At 37.8% G+C, this 14,031-nt stretch carries 11 protein-coding genes; 4 read left to right on the plus strand and 7 right to left on the minus strand.

Annotation, left to right across the window (positions count from 1 at the left end):
* Positions 1-193: 193 nt before the first annotated feature.
* Together WA338_RS04605 and WA338_RS04610 are read right to left on the minus strand one after the other, a co-directional pair.
* The gene (locus WA338_RS04605) at positions 194-631 is read right to left on the minus strand and encodes a hypothetical protein (RefSeq protein WP_272986094.1); all 438 of its coding nucleotides are present in this window, start codon (positions 629-631) and stop codon (positions 194-196) included.
* Between the two features lie 145 nt (positions 632-776).
* Positions 777-1,160, minus strand: coding sequence for a DUF6980 family protein (locus WA338_RS04610; protein ID WP_272986095.1), 384 nt, complete (start codon positions 1,158-1,160; stop codon positions 777-779).
* A 208-nt stretch (positions 1,161-1,368) separates the two neighbouring features.
* Between WA338_RS04610 and WA338_RS04615 the strand changes: the two genes are divergently transcribed.
* The 3 genes from WA338_RS04615 to WA338_RS04625 all read left to right on the plus strand — a co-directional run bounded on the left by WA338_RS04615 (position 1,369) and on the right by WA338_RS04625 (position 4,688).
* Entirely contained in the window at positions 1,369-2,433 is a 1,065-nt protein-coding gene (locus WA338_RS04615) for a hypothetical protein (protein ID WP_272986096.1), read from the plus strand.
* Between the two features lie 113 nt (positions 2,434-2,546).
* The gene (locus tag WA338_RS04620; RefSeq protein ID WP_272986097.1) at positions 2,547-3,101 is read left to right on the plus strand and encodes a hypothetical protein; all 555 of its coding nucleotides are present in this window, start codon (positions 2,547-2,549) and stop codon (positions 3,099-3,101) included.
* Between the two features lie 372 nt (positions 3,102-3,473).
* Entirely contained in the window at positions 3,474-4,688 is a 1,215-nt protein-coding gene (locus tag WA338_RS04625) for a site-specific integrase (RefSeq protein WP_272986098.1), read from the plus strand.
* 5 nt (positions 4,689-4,693) lie between these two features.
* On the opposite strand, the gene WA338_RS04630 is transcribed toward WA338_RS04625, so the two are convergent.
* The 3 genes from WA338_RS04630 to WA338_RS04640 are packed head-to-tail and all read right to left on the minus strand — an operon-like array spanning position 4,694 to position 10,108.
* Positions 4,694-6,652 carry a hypothetical protein gene (locus tag WA338_RS04630; RefSeq protein WP_272986099.1) on the minus strand — a complete coding sequence of 653 codons (1,959 nt, stop codon included), beginning with the start codon at positions 6,650-6,652 and terminating at the stop codon, positions 4,694-4,696.
* The gene (locus tag WA338_RS04635) at positions 6,636-7,613 is read right to left on the minus strand and encodes a glycosyl hydrolase (protein ID WP_272986100.1); all 978 of its coding nucleotides are present in this window, start codon (positions 7,611-7,613) and stop codon (positions 6,636-6,638) included. The genes WA338_RS04630 and WA338_RS04635 overlap by 17 nt, the downstream gene beginning before the upstream one ends.
* The gene (locus tag WA338_RS04640) at positions 7,610-10,108 is read right to left on the minus strand and encodes a glycoside hydrolase family 9 protein (RefSeq protein ID WP_272986101.1); all 2,499 of its coding nucleotides are present in this window, start codon (positions 10,106-10,108) and stop codon (positions 7,610-7,612) included. The genes WA338_RS04635 and WA338_RS04640 overlap by 4 nt, the downstream gene beginning before the upstream one ends.
* 128 nt (positions 10,109-10,236) lie before the next feature.
* Here WA338_RS04640 and WA338_RS04645 point away from each other — a divergent pair, with 128 nt between their 5' ends.
* Entirely contained in the window at positions 10,237-11,574 is a 1,338-nt protein-coding gene (locus tag WA338_RS04645) for an AGE family epimerase/isomerase (protein WP_272986102.1), read from the plus strand.
* A 109-nt stretch (positions 11,575-11,683) separates the two neighbouring features.
* Here WA338_RS04645 and WA338_RS04650 read toward each other — a convergent pair whose 3' ends face one another.
* Positions 11,684-12,889 carry a glycoside hydrolase family 27 protein gene (locus tag WA338_RS04650; protein ID WP_272986103.1) on the minus strand — a complete coding sequence of 402 codons (1,206 nt, stop codon included), beginning with the start codon at positions 12,887-12,889 and terminating at the stop codon, positions 11,684-11,686.
* Between the two features lie 79 nt (positions 12,890-12,968).
* Positions 12,969-14,027 carry an IPT/TIG domain-containing protein gene (locus WA338_RS04655; RefSeq protein ID WP_272986104.1) on the minus strand — a complete coding sequence of 353 codons (1,059 nt, stop codon included), beginning with the start codon at positions 14,025-14,027 and terminating at the stop codon, positions 12,969-12,971.
* Between the last annotated feature and the right edge of the window lie 4 nt (positions 14,028-14,031).

A 14,031-nucleotide genomic window follows, 5' to 3' on the forward strand; every position in this document is an offset into this window, starting at 1 on the left:
AACGTAGGTGATCTCGATAGCTATCGGGAATCACATTGGTTAGCAAGTGACTAGATTTATTATAGCTTATAATCATATCCCGAAGCTGCGGGACTGGTGAACCGCCAAGATGCGCGTATCACATATAGAGCCTGTGCTGAACTTGTTTCAGTAATGCCGAGCGAGCTATATAAGTATTAAGTGATTGACAATCCTATCTATGTTCTTTATTCATAAGTTTTTGAAAAATCTCCTCTACTTTTTCTGTGTTTTCAAAATCTGAATAATTGGATAGTTCACATTTTTTTAAATATTTCAAAATCCCATTTTTGTCGATTTTCCCTTCTGGAACAGGATAGTTAAAATTGTTTTTGTGAAACTGTAATTTAGACAATGTCATTTCTGAATCAATAATGTAAGTCGGGTATGATTCATTAATTTGATTTTCAAATAGAAAATGGTTCCATCTAACTTCTATATCTCCAAATCCTTTATAAACCTCAATTGAGCCTCCGTCATTAAAGTCAATTACTACTATGGGAAATTTAGGGTGATACCCGATACTTTCTAAATTCCAATATTCCTGCTCCAAATATGTTCCTTTTGGGTTATCTGGCCATTTAAATGGTTTTCTCTTAAATAGATTAAACATTTTGTCTTTTTTAATACCCTACAACGGTCTTGGCATGCTTTCATTGCAGAAAACGTCTGCAGTCATTTTTTCCTGTCTAACTTAAAGATAGCAAAGTTGCCAAATAAACTGTGAGGATTACCGCAGCAATGAACTATAGGCGGTATTACCTACTGGCTTTTTTGTCCGTTAAATTTTGTCCACACCACGGGCAGAAATTAATTTCGATTATAGAAGTTCCTCCGTCGTGAATTGGAATCCCGTAAGTTCCATCTGTCCATTTATTAATAACTACATCAACATCTCCATATTTAATATTTCTTTTTTTGTCTAAACTGTCGAATATTTTGTCCGCCATTTGTAGGCAACAAATCGATTCCGTATTGAATTTATTTTTCCGAAATTTTTCTTTTAAAGTCCATTCGTGAAATTCTATATTCTCGTGAATTTCGTCAATATATTTATTGTATTCAGGGTCATTCCATTTCACATTTCCGTTTAAGTCAGAAGTGAATTTTTGGTGTAATATTTTAAATTCTTCGAATGTCATTTTCAGCTTGCAGTTAACTTGTCATATCAACACTAAATATATCTATATCCCCTCAAAATTCACGGGATTTCAACCCTTTTATTCCCTATAAAACGCACTTAGACTAAGCCTAAACGGCTGCCGTTAAACCCATTTGCTTAAGAAGTTGGTGATTTGTTACCGATTTATATATATTTGGTAAAACGTTTTAGTAATTTAAAATCTTTCAATGAAAACAATCACTACCTTATTTATCTTCTGTTTATTCTTAAGCTGCAGCTCAAAAAGCGATGATGGCACCCAAACCGAAAACACTTCTGCACGTTTTGATCTAACTGCGGTTAAAGTCACTAATGCTTCAGGAGATGCACCAGTTAAAGGGGATGAAATTACTATCACGATGACTGTTAAAAATACCGGCTCTTCGTCGGGCACCGTGGCTATCAGTCCCAAATTATCAAGCAGTCGATTTGGCGATTACCATAATGTAGCACTAGACGCTGTTGAAGGGACTTTACAAGCAGGTGAAACCACGCAACTTACGCTCACCGTGGGCCCGTTTTTTAAAGATGCGATCAAAGAAAAGCATTACGCTTTGGGTAGTGGTGAATATTTCTTTGAAGCTTTTGAGCTTAATGGCGCTGATGACAAAGAATTTGAAGGTCGAATTTTTCAGGTAGCAACAAGCAACCGCGTGCTGGTTCCTGTAATTTACGACCCTACGTATTTCTCAAAAGTGAACTACAATGGAAGCATGAAAACTTACTTAGAACAGGCTTTTACGCGAAAAATAGAACTTTATAACGAAGGGAATTACACGGAGTTTGAAGGAGGTTTAGATGAAATGATGGATATCGAACATCTGTTTTACACCATTCCTACCGGAAATGTTTCAGCCTATGACGCTGAAGGTGGCTTGTGTGAAAAAGCTATCGCGCTTGGCGGAGACGCGCTTGGCCTTACTAAAGATTGGGAAGGACCGGTAGGAACACAGGGCAACAATCACGGTTTTGACTATTTAATGGCCATCACACCAGATTCTTTTGGAGGTGTAGCCTGCGGTTGGATCGATGTACAAGTTACCGGAGTTTTTGATTTTGATCTATCGATAGACAGGTCTCAAATTTTAATCATTCATGAAACCAGTCACCTCTTAGGTTCCCCACACTGTGATCAATATGATGTAGAAGGTTATGTGATGTGTGGCGGAGAAAAGCATCGTAAATATATAGACCACGGAATTTTTGTGTATTACCAGCGTTCCCGAGATATGATGAGCAATAAGTTTGATTAGCTTACAGTATACATATGTATTGTGCTCGCTAAAAAAAATCTTTGCCTCTGAATATTTATAATTCAGCAATACGTCATTAAGGAATTGTATACCTTTAAGAAAAAAGAGGTTTTATGAAAAGTTTCTATTTTATTATGTTACTGGCTTTTACGGGTGTTTGTTGTTCTTGTCAAAAAGATGATGATAGCGATCTTCCCCCCATCGAGCAACTTCCTCCCCAGACCACAGTAGGTGCTAACACAGCAGGTTGCTTGGTGAACGGTGAAGTTTTGATACCAAAGGGAAATGCAAATCAGTCCACTTTAAGATGTCAATACGCTAAAAGGGGTGATGAATATACGTTTGTTTTATACATAAATAATAAGGAATCTAATCCTTCACAATCTGTCCGACTTCTTTATAGTCAAGATTACCCTCTGATAGAGAATAAAGCGATTCCATTGACGATCCCAAATGTCAAACAATCGAGTTGGGGAGATTTTTTTATAGCTGCTGGCTTGATAGATACATTTTCTACGAATGAAGAATATAAGGGACAACTGCTAATTCTGGCTTTGGACGAAACGAGACGAATTATCTCCGGCACATTCTCATTTACAGCTATCAATGATCAAGGTGAAACGGTTGAGATAACTGATGGTCGCTTTGATATGCGCTATATTCCGTAATCAACATACCATTTAAGAAACAAAAACTACCTACGCTACTTCTTTTTTAATTTTCGGTTTTAATAAGTATTACAAAGAACCTTAAATATAAATACAGAATTTCAAATTGAACAAACCCATTTGGGTATAAAAAAAGCCTTTAAGCAATGCTTAAAGGCTTTTGTACCCCGGGTGGGAATCGAACCCACACTCCTAAGAACTGGGTTTTGAATCCAAGTTATATATGATCATCGCACATCAATACACATCACATATTATTGATTTATAGCAGTTTAATAAATTTTAATTTTATTAGATATCTTTAAAAAGCAAGATTTGTTGTACCTATGTTGTACCTATTTGTTTTACCTTTATGACAAATCATACAAGAATATGACCTCAAATACCAAAATAGTCCTTCGTAAGAAGCCAAATAAAAAAGGCCTATATCCTATCGCAATTAGAATCACTAAAAACAGAAGATCAACCTATCATTATATTGGTCACTATATTCAATTAAAAGATTGGGACGAGAAGAATCTCAGAGTCAAGAAGTCAAATCCTAACTTTTCACATCTAAACAACCTTATTTATACACGATTACAGGAGGCTAATAAAAATTTGTTGCAGCTCCAGTCTAGTAATTTAGATTTATCTGTAAATCAAATAAAAAAACAAATTTACTCTAATGTAAAGTCAAGAACATTTTATGAACTTGCTCAAGAGTTCTTAAAGGAATTAGAGCTAAATAAAAAAATGGCTCAGCTATCGGCAGATCGGGTAAGGGTGAATCACGTGATAAACTTTCATAAATCTAAGCAGTTAAATTTTGAGGAAATAGATGAACTCTTTTTAAGAAGCTTTAAAGTCTATCTCAAGGATAAAATGGACCTCTCTGAAAGATCCATAGTTAATAATCTAATTGTCATTAGAACAATCTACAACAGAGCAATAAAAATGGGTATTGTAGACCGTAAACTTTACCCATTTGGAGCTGATAAAATCAGAATAAAAATTCCCGAAGCTCAAAAAATTGGTTTAACAATTAATGAAATTAAGGCCTTTGAGGCTGCAAAGAATCTAACAAAAGAGGCAAAACATGCTCAAAATGTTTGGCTTTTTAGCTTCTATTTTGCGGGTATTAGAATTGCAGATTTGTTGAAGATTAGATGGAGTGACATTTTTGATGATAGGCTTCACTATACAATGAATAAAAACTCTAAGGTTTTATCTTTAAAATTGCCCAAAAAAGCAGGTACAATCCTTAAATACTACAAACCATTTCAGAAAGAAATGGACGATTTCATATTCCCAGAATTGAAACTGGCTGATTACAGCAGTGCAAAAGATGTTTATGCTAAAACCAAAACCGCAACTAAGAATATTAATTATCATTTAAAGCAAGTTGCTGAAAAAGCCAAGATTAAAAAGAAAGTGACTATGCATATTGCACGTCATAGCTTTGGGCACATTTCTGAAGACAAAATTCCAATTCAGATGTTACAAAAGTTATATCGTCATTCTTCTTTAACAACTACCATAAATTATCAATCTAATTTTATTCACAAGGATGCAGATGAGGCTCTTGAAAGTGTTGTTGACTTTTAAATAATTTACTTCAAGTTAACAGAGAATAGTGAAATGAAAGATCCTCCCTCGGCGAATAGATTTATTTTACCGTTACTTACTTGAACCTTTTTAATTCTTTTAAAAGAATTATTTTGATCTGTTACATACACATTAAAAGCTGATATGCTTGAAGGAATCCCAGTAACTTCAATTGATCTCTTACCACCTTTATTAACCAGATGTAAGGCATATTGTCCTCGTTCTTTACTTCCCAATGCCGCAGCCGTCACACTTTCTTGATTTGACGTGACTGGTATATTTCTCAAGCCAGACGGTGTTTTGCCTAATTGTTTGAGATTAAAAAAACGTTGGGTTGGCTTAAGTTTATCGTCGTTTCCGTAAATACCTCCTCCGGAAAGCACGGAATAGTCTGAAGTTAATTGCCATTGAAGAATACTTAAAGGCTGGGCAAACTTCAAAATCTTAAGATAAATCCGTATTTCTTCAAGTGCATAGGAGGGCTCTTCGAAGATTTGGGGATATCTCCACGCACCGGCATCGATGCTGCCTTCACCAACAAATAGAGGTTGGCCAACACGATTTGCAATATCATACCATTCTAAAAGGTTTTTTTGAGACCAACCTCGCCATGAATGAAATGATACTCCGCCAATATACGGTACTGATTCTGGGTTTAAAGATGCTGTTGTTGTGAAATCCCAGCCATTTGCATCGGCTGTATCACCAAGTAATAGTTTAGTATTTAACCCGGCGTTTTTAAAGAGACTACCAAGTTCGCGTATCAATTGATCATGTTCTTCTGGGGTTTGCCTTACATCGATTCCCAAGTCAGATTCATTAAATGAAAACAAAAAGGCTTCTACGCCATACTCTTCTTTTAAAAATTCAACGTAGGATGTTATTGATCTATAAATTTCTTCTTTTTTAGATTGATCTAATTGATTGCCGCGGCTACCGTCAAGGTTTACGCCTTCCGCTCTTTCTCCGATAATGGCCCAGTTAGGAGCAAACCATGCTGCTAAGATTACCGGAATACCTCTTTTGTCCAAGCGTCTCGCCATTTCTAATGAGGCCTCAACCTTGGGATGTAAATTTCCATTTTTAGCTTCAAGCTTTGGATTTTTATCAAGATCTGGATGCCATAATTTCCAAGGCAACTCAACTCTGCCCCAGGTGACATTAAGATTATCTAAACTATAGTCTATTACCTGCGGATCGTTTTTTGGGTTTTGTAAACGAAAATTTCCTCCTATACCTTCAAAAAGATTTCCTTCCTGTTCTGGAAACAGCTTTAGGGCTACCGGTGCATTTTCTGGTTCGCCGCTAACTTCAATATCAAAGGTATTTGAATAGGTTTTTCCTTCTGCAAGACTACCCGTAGCGATGGCGAAATTCAATCCAAATTCAGGGTTTATAGAATCTTTTCCCATAGTGATCATTAATTCGGTTTGATCTTTGGCTTTAACATGGATTCCCCGTTTTTTGGTCAGCATACTGACGGCTTGAACCGGCGCTTTATAAGAAGTATTATCAAAATCTGAACTTATGTCAAGAGCGCTTAAAGATTCTGGATTGGTAATTTCAAAACGAGTCTCATTATTAAATTCCTGTGGTAAATTAATTCTAAAATAGGCACCTTGAATTAACGTATCCTTTGGAGAGCTAAAGTCAATTTGAACTCTTACGGAATGCGTAGTTAACGATTTAATAGTTTGAGTCCATCTGATATTCCTCATCTCATAACTGAAAATTTTGGTCTCATCGTCTCTCTTAAAGTCAGTTTTCTGGCCTTCTTTTCGTGTGGGCCATTGGTATTTTTGCTCATTGACCAACAGAAGGCTTGTATTAAAACCGTGCAGACCTTGATCTGTACGAATACCGATAAGGTTGCCCCAGGTTTCAAATTCGGTCTGGGCAGTTATTTTTTGAAAAAAACCTGTAACCACTAAGAGTGTTAGTATTACCTTATTTTTTAATTTCATCTTTTGATAGTGTTTTTGAGTAATTATAGATTTCTTGAACACGATTGACCGTATTTGCAGTCTCAAGCCAATTAGACCACACCATAAACCAAGACCATTTAGGTTGTTTTTGAAGAATATTAGGTTTCGGTAATTCTCCCACTTCCCCAAGCGCTATAGGCTTACCGGCAGCAAGCTTTAAAAGTGCCTCATAATCGTGCTGCTCATAATCATAATGATAAACATCTGTAGCAAGTATATCTACATATTCAGGTCCCGGATAAAAGCCCTCATAAGCATAAGCCTCATCAAAGGGGATATCACGCGGTGCATTTGCATTCCATACCCAAATCAAGTTATTTAATTGATGATACTCTGTTAAGCGGTTGTAGAGCATTTTCCAAAGTTTTTTATAGGCTGCCGGTTTATTTCCCCACCAAAACCAAACCCCATTCATCTCATGATAAGGCCTCCATAAGACCGGTACTCGCGCTTTTTCCAAGTCTTTAAGGTATGAGGCTATATGATCAACTTGCTTTAGCCATTTGGAATGAACATCAGTACCAGGAGAAAGCAATTGTTTCCAGTTTTCATCACTCAGCTTGTTTTGTACGCTTTCGCTCCAATCATAAGGTGGGCTGTCTGTAGGCCTGCCTACGTGCCACATTAAAGTCACCAGTGCGCCTTCCTTAGCTTTTTCAATTGCACTCTTGACAACGCGCTCTCCGGGATCGTTTTGACCGTTCCAATAAAAATCTGTTCCCCAAACCGCAGGATAGTCCCCGGTAATTTTATAAACCGACTCATAAAACTTACCAGGATCTTCATTATAACTGTGTTGACCAGATAAGATTCTATCTCCTAAAGAGGCTATATAAATCAACAGTTGTTTCGCTTCGGGAGTTGCATTCTCATTTACTGGTATTTGGGCATAATTTAAATTAGAGAGCATAACACCCAGCACCAAGGCTATTTTTTTCATGGTAAATCATTTAAAATTTGATCTGCAGCAAGCACCAGAAACATGTAATCTGTGGTTCCACCCCCTAATACGTATTCGGTTTGTTGCCAAAGGAACGGCCACTCCAATAACTCGGGAAAATCCGGTCTTATTAAAGCAGTTCCAGAACCAACACCTCCGGGTATATAAGAAAACTCTCCACGATTCATACCATAGGCTTGAGTTAAAGATCGCACACCCACCCCTGAAGCAAAAGAAGAATTATTTACCCCCGGGTGTACACCTAAAATAAAGTTGAGAGCACTTAGCAAATAGTCTTTAGGAAAAATTTTGGGATAGCTTCTGTGAAAATAATATTGCTTCATTCCAAAGTTTTGAATTCCCCAGCCAGCACCCCAAATATTTGGTTCGTAGGGCAAACCATAAGGTGTTTTTTTTCCTAATTCTACTACTTTCTGAAAATACCCTCTTACTGCGGTATGCAATTGTTCTTTAAACAAAGGCTCGGTAATTAAGGGTAATGCCTGCCCTACAATCCAGCCTGTATTTTCTATATCTGCAAGTATCCCTTCTCTATTTTTAATAAGGTATTTTGCGTATTCTGTGTTCTGAGTGGTCCTTAAAAGTTCTACCGCCAATTCTAATTTAGGGATAAATGCTTCTTGATCATTTGAGGTCCAAATACCTTTTGCAATAGACAGGCACTTAGCAGCAAGATCTGGATTGTAATTTTTTAAAACCCGTGCTGCCGCGGCTAAGGCAGCTGCAGTAGACAGTTCCCGGGCGGGATTTTCTTCTGTAAAAACCCAGCGATCGTCTGGTGCACCGGCTAATCCCACCGGGATATTTTGATCTGCTAGGGAATTAGAAAAAATAGTGTTGTCGCTATGATTTACAGGGTCCCCCAATAAGGTATACTGTCTTTTGGTAGGTACTATTATGCCCCGATAAAAACGCCCCAGAGCACTATACCCACCTATTATAGAAAGGACTCCATGCTCTACTTGCTGTAATACATCTGGTTTACCATCTGGTTTCAGGATTTCAACAATACGCGATTTTTGATCAACACTTGTATTGTCATAGTTTAAGTCAAAAATTTCATAGATATGCGCCAAGCCCTGCACTGTAGAGGCCTGTGACTCAACCCGCAGATCAAAATCCCCAGCATCATGCCAGCCGCCCTGATTTAATTGGGGTACGTGTTCTCCTGGTTTGAATGCTGTTAAGGTTGAAGATCCTTGTAAGTAACCATCAAAATGATTTAAAGCTACGGGAGCCATGCGTGCATCATCTAGATGACAAAGTCCATGCCAGACCTTATAGCGGTCATTTACACGCATATGACACATTTGTACCGGAAGAAAATATTCTAGAGTGGGTTGCCATACACCTCTCTTATATACATTTTTATGTATTTGAAAAGGCTGCGAAAGGCTTTTACCGTATTTCAGTACATATAAACCGGAATCTCTTATTTCACTGAAATCAAATTGAAGATACTTGTATCTTAAAAAATTTCCCCAAACTTTTGGTTCTTTAGTAAGAACTTCTATATGTTCCCCTAAGGGATTGATACGATATAATTTGGCAAATGCCACTTCAATAGCATTGGGGTCAGTTTCAATTATGGCAATTTTATCTTGATTGGGATGATACCCTACCTGAGAATGTTGAATTATGGGATCATAAGTAAAACCATCGAGTACGTTGGGAGTAATTTCCCACTCCACGGCATTTTTAGTTTTCCCAGATGGTACTAAAGATCTCACTATAAACCAGCCATTACTGTGTATAGCCCTTCCGTCCAACAATTCTAATTTTGATTCAGGTACACGATTGTTGATTTCCAGGGTTTGTGCGGGAAAATCTGGTGCAATTACAAGCTTTTGACCCTTTGCTAAAGGTTCTAGCCTGTATTCCCCATCTTTAGTATAATAACCCGGTCCATTTGCCTGACGGCTAAATAGGCCAAAATCTGTATCCATATAATATGTTTTTCCGAATAAAATACCCGGGAAAAGTTCTAGGTTTAACCCTATTTTCCCTTCCCATTCCTTCGGTATCGGTTCCTCAAGGTCAATGCTTAAAATGAAAGATTTACCGTTTGCTTTAACCTTAAGGTCATATGCTAATTGAAGATCTGGATACGCTATAGGGTTAAAACCTTTACCATTTTTTGAAGGATCAGGATAACTCATCCGCACCTGTATTACTTGATTTTTTAGATCTACCTGACGCACTCCAACTTTTGGAACCGGCTGCCATTGGCCTGGTGCCGGTTCAAGTCTTAAGTCTCCATTTGTAGCTATCCGAAAGCCATTTTGAATAATGCCCACGCCACCTTGGTGACTTTCGGGATAAAAGTCGTGGGCAAGCATAACATTGGCACCACGCATTTCTAAATATTCTAAGTCATTGATTTTAAAACCCTTTAAAGAATCAGCAATTTTTTGACTATTTAAGTTTATAGTAGTTAGGAAAAATAGTATGTGATAGTATTTAATTCGAATCATAAATTCTAAAGTTAGTTTGCTCCCCCTTGGCATGCTTAATACTTTTTTGTCTATTCCTCATAGGATATTTTCACAGTTAATGGATGATGCTTTCATTCCAGTATATTTATCCATAAAATTTCTTTCCAATGAAAACCCTAACTCTTTTTTGCCTGGTATTTTTTACCGTTTCAATCAGTTTTTGTCAAAACAGCAATGCGCTCGAGGCTATACGTTCTCAAATGAGAATTGATGCAACAGACAATATGATTGATAAGTGGTACCCCTTAGTTCTTGATTATGAACATGGGGGTTATTTTAGCGAAATCACTTATGACTTTAAACTAGGAGAAATGCATAATAAGATGATTGTCACTCAGGCGCGGCACATTTGGACGTGTTCTTTAACTGCTGAGTTTTTCTCAGATCGAGATGATTATTTAAATTATGCCGCACACGGCTTTAAATTTTTAAAAGAGGTAATGTGGGATCAAAAATTTGGTGGTTTTTACAATCTTGTGTCTAAGGAGGGAAAACCAATTGCCAAAAAAGGAGAAGAAAAAACGGCCTATGGAAACTCCTTTGCACTTTACGGGCTGGCGGCATATTATAGGGTTTCTAAAGATGAGCAGGCCCTCGAACTCGCAAAGAAAACATTTTTGTGGCTTGAAGAACATAGTCACGATCCCATTAATAAAGGATATTACCAATCTTTAAATAGGGACGGCTCTCCCATTCTTAGAGATTCAACATTTGATTCTACGTCAGAAATAGGTTATAAAGATCAAAACAGCTCTATACATTTGCTGGAAGCTTTTACCGAATTGTACAAAGTGTGGCCAGAAAAACTTGTAGCAGAGAGACTTGAAGAACTACTGTTACTCATTAGAAATACTATCGTGAATGATAGAAATTATATGAATCTGTTTTTTGAGCCAGACTGGACCCCAGTAACCTTTAATGAGGAAACAAAAGATATCATAAAAAAACACTATTATCTGGATCATGTTTCGTTTGGTCACGATGTAGAAATCGCATATTTAATGCTGGAAGCTTCTGAAATCCTGAAGCGTAAGGATACTGAAGAAACGTTACTAAAAGGGAAAATGATGGTAGACCATGCTATTGAAAATGGTTGGGACAAAGCATTTGGGGGCTTCTATGACGGCGGATATTATTTCGGTGCAGATCAATCACTCACCATCGTAAATTCAGACAAAAACTGGTGGTCACAAGCTGAAGGTTTAAACACTCTCCTGATCATGCAACACCATTTCCCAAATGACAGCCATAACTACGGCGTTTACTTCATTCATTTATGGGAGTACGTAAACACCTTTTTTATGGATGATCGCTATGGAGGCTGGTATGAATGGGGCCAGGACAGCAAACCGGAAACGAAAAACAATCTTAAAGGTCATGTTTGGAAAGCTAATTACCACAACTTTAGAGCGCTGATTAATTGCTTGAAACTTTTAGAAGAGTAGAATAAAAGTTTATAAGAAGAGGCTGTCTAAAAGTTTTTAAATCTTAAACTGAGATCGAATTGACTCTAGAATTTGCTTTTAAACAGCCGCTTTTTTTAATGAGATATATTTATTTTTTAACTAAGCGAAGCGTAATCACATCGTGTGGTGCAACTCGTGCATTTAAAGCGTGTTTCGTTGTTTTTAAGTCTTTCTGTGCCCAAATATCCCTTACAGAAAATAACGTATTTTTAAAATCAACGCGATATTCAAAATCAGGGTCCTCTATTTGATGATCTTCCCAATTAAAATTTACCTGATGTTCTTGATCTGCCCGGTTTAAAAACGTTACAGCCCAGTCTCCATTTTTGAGAGGCTTGAACCACGTTTCAAGTCCTTCTTTACTACTGTATTTAAAGCATTGAATCCCTAGAGAATCCTGATTGATAGCGATCATATCTTCATTAGTAAGGATAGCTACTGTTTCTGCGCTCATATCTGCTAAATCATTACCCGCTATTAAAGGAGCCGAGAGCATACACCACATAGCAAAATGAGCGCGATCTTCAGCAACAGACATCCCATTTCCCACTTCCATCATATCAGGATCGTTCCAGTGACCGGGACCGGCATATTTTCTAAGGCCATCCTGCATATCTAAAATTTTAAGCACGCCCCAGGATGACCAGTCGCCGTGATCTTCTTCACAATCCCAGCAAGCATAAATATCCCCAGTTGTTCTCCACATATGGCCAATATCCTGAGCCCATTCCCAAGGCTTGTTATCACCCCATTCGCAAATTGCAAACAAAATTGGGCGACCAGCGCTATAAAGAGCATTTCTCATTGTTGTGTAAGAAGCTTCGGCGTTTTGCTTTCCTGTATTACACCAATCGTACTTTAAATAATCGACGCCCCAGGATGCATATTTAATGGCATCTTGATATTCGTGGCCACGGCTTCCAGGCTCACCGCCACAGGTCTCAGTCCCTGCGTCTGAGTATATCCCAAACTTAAGGCCTTTGCTATGAATATAGTCTGCTAGATCTTTCATACCGGAAGGAAATTTTTCCTTATCTGCATGAATAAAACCATCTGAATCCCGCTCACCGTGCCAGCAGTCATCTATTACAATATACTCATAGCCAGCATCTTTCATACCGCTGGAGACCATCGCATCAGCAGCAGCTCTGATAACTTGTTCATTGATATTACAGGCAAATTTATTCCAGCTATTCCAACCCATAGGTGGCGTTTCGGCAATATTATCAAACTTCTGAGCATAGCTTTCAAAATTCAACACTGTGATGAAAAAAATAAAAAAAAGGTTTTTCATAGTATAAAAATTAAAATAATATTCCCTGCTTAAATTGCTTAAACAGGGAATACTTTGAACATAATTAGTGGATAAAAGTCTAAATCAATCCCAGGTCATCTATATAAATTACTGATGGGGCAGCACCACTAAACTCCTGAATAACAATCTCATTAAGGGTAGCCGGAGAGCCCAATTGTGACAATGGTATTGTAAAATCGTTCCATTCTCCCTGATTGATAGTTATTACTGCACCTGCGTCATAATTTCCGTTTAATACGAGTTTTACCATATTAATGGCATTTCCCCCATAAATAGATACTTTAACGGCTTGCTTATCAGCAAGATCAATAATTGCACCGCCATTACCAATTTGAAAACCTGAGTAACCTCCCTCATACGTTCTCTTGATCGAGAAATCACCTCGTTTTACACGCTCAGTACTTTCAAAATCTTCTGAACCAGACCAACCCCCAATCCACCAGCTTTGAGCTAATGCATCGTCATAAACCACAAATTTAAATCCGAAGGATTGCGTACTCTGGGATATGCCCCCTGCTGTTTCTACGAACAAAAAGGCCTGTACGATTCCTTCAGGTACTGCAACCTGTATTTCAGTTGTCGTAGATGAAATTATTTCAGCCTCAACATCTCCAAATCGCACGGATTCAAGACCTTCAAAAATCTCACCTTGAATGGTAACAATATCCCCGGCGCTTGCTGCCAATGGCGCAAATGAAGTAATTCTAGGAGCCGGTTGCTCAATCATAAAGGATGTAGTCGCAACACCTTCTGATGTCACTACCCGCAGTTCATCGCTGGTATCAAAATAGGGTGCATCTTCAGGGATGCTTGTAATAATAACATTATTTGTAACCAAAGTAGGATTGAAGTAAGCTTCCGTATCGTTGAAGTATACTTCCTGGGTAGTTGCCAAATTTTCCCCATAAATAGTATAGGAATTTTGACGAATCCCTACTGTGGTAGTAGAGTCTCTTGCTGTAAGAGATACGCTTGTTATACTTGGTGGGCCAGTTGCTTCTACACCACCGGTATCATCGGGTTGACAAGAGGTTAACCCAATGCTTAACATTAGGGCAAGTAATAGAATACCGCCTCTACTGATTTGCTGTTTAAAAAAATTAATTTTCTTCATCATCACT

It is taken from the genome of Leeuwenhoekiella sp. CH_XMU1409-2 (assembly GCF_037029365.1).
Lineage (GTDB): Bacteria > Bacteroidota > Bacteroidia > Flavobacteriales > Flavobacteriaceae > Leeuwenhoekiella > Leeuwenhoekiella blandensis.

Excerpts from the sequence above, each read along its gene's own strand:
- WA338_RS04650 (WP_272986103.1), bottom strand. The coding sequence starts at position 12,889 with ATGAAAAACCTTTTTTTTATTTTTTTCATCACAGTGTTGAATTTTGAA.
- WA338_RS04625 (WP_272986098.1), top strand. The coding sequence starts at position 3,474 with ATGACCTCAAATACCAAAATAGTCCTTCGTAAGAAGCCAAATAAAAAA.
- WA338_RS04615 (WP_272986096.1), top strand. The coding sequence starts at position 1,369 with ATGAAAACAATCACTACCTTATTTATCTTCTGTTTATTCTTAAGCTGC.
- WA338_RS04640 (WP_272986101.1), bottom strand. The coding sequence starts at position 10,108 with ATGATTCGAATTAAATACTATCACATACTATTTTTCCTAACTACTATA.
- WA338_RS04645 (WP_272986102.1), top strand. The coding sequence starts at position 10,237 with ATGAAAACCCTAACTCTTTTTTGCCTGGTATTTTTTACCGTTTCAATC.
- WA338_RS04635 (WP_272986100.1), bottom strand. The coding sequence starts at position 7,613 with ATGAAAAAAATAGCCTTGGTGCTGGGTGTTATGCTCTCTAATTTAAAT.
- WA338_RS04610 (WP_272986095.1), bottom strand. The coding sequence starts at position 1,160 with ATGACATTCGAAGAATTTAAAATATTACACCAAAAATTCACTTCTGAC.
- WA338_RS04630 (WP_272986099.1), bottom strand. The coding sequence starts at position 6,652 with ATGAAATTAAAAAATAAGGTAATACTAACACTCTTAGTGGTTACAGGT.
- WA338_RS04620 (WP_272986097.1), top strand. The coding sequence starts at position 2,547 with ATGAAAAGTTTCTATTTTATTATGTTACTGGCTTTTACGGGTGTTTGT.
- WA338_RS04655 (WP_272986104.1), bottom strand. The coding sequence starts at position 14,027 with ATGATGAAGAAAATTAATTTTTTTAAACAGCAAATCAGTAGAGGCGGT.
- WA338_RS04605 (WP_272986094.1), bottom strand. The coding sequence starts at position 631 with ATGTTTAATCTATTTAAGAGAAAACCATTTAAATGGCCAGATAACCCA.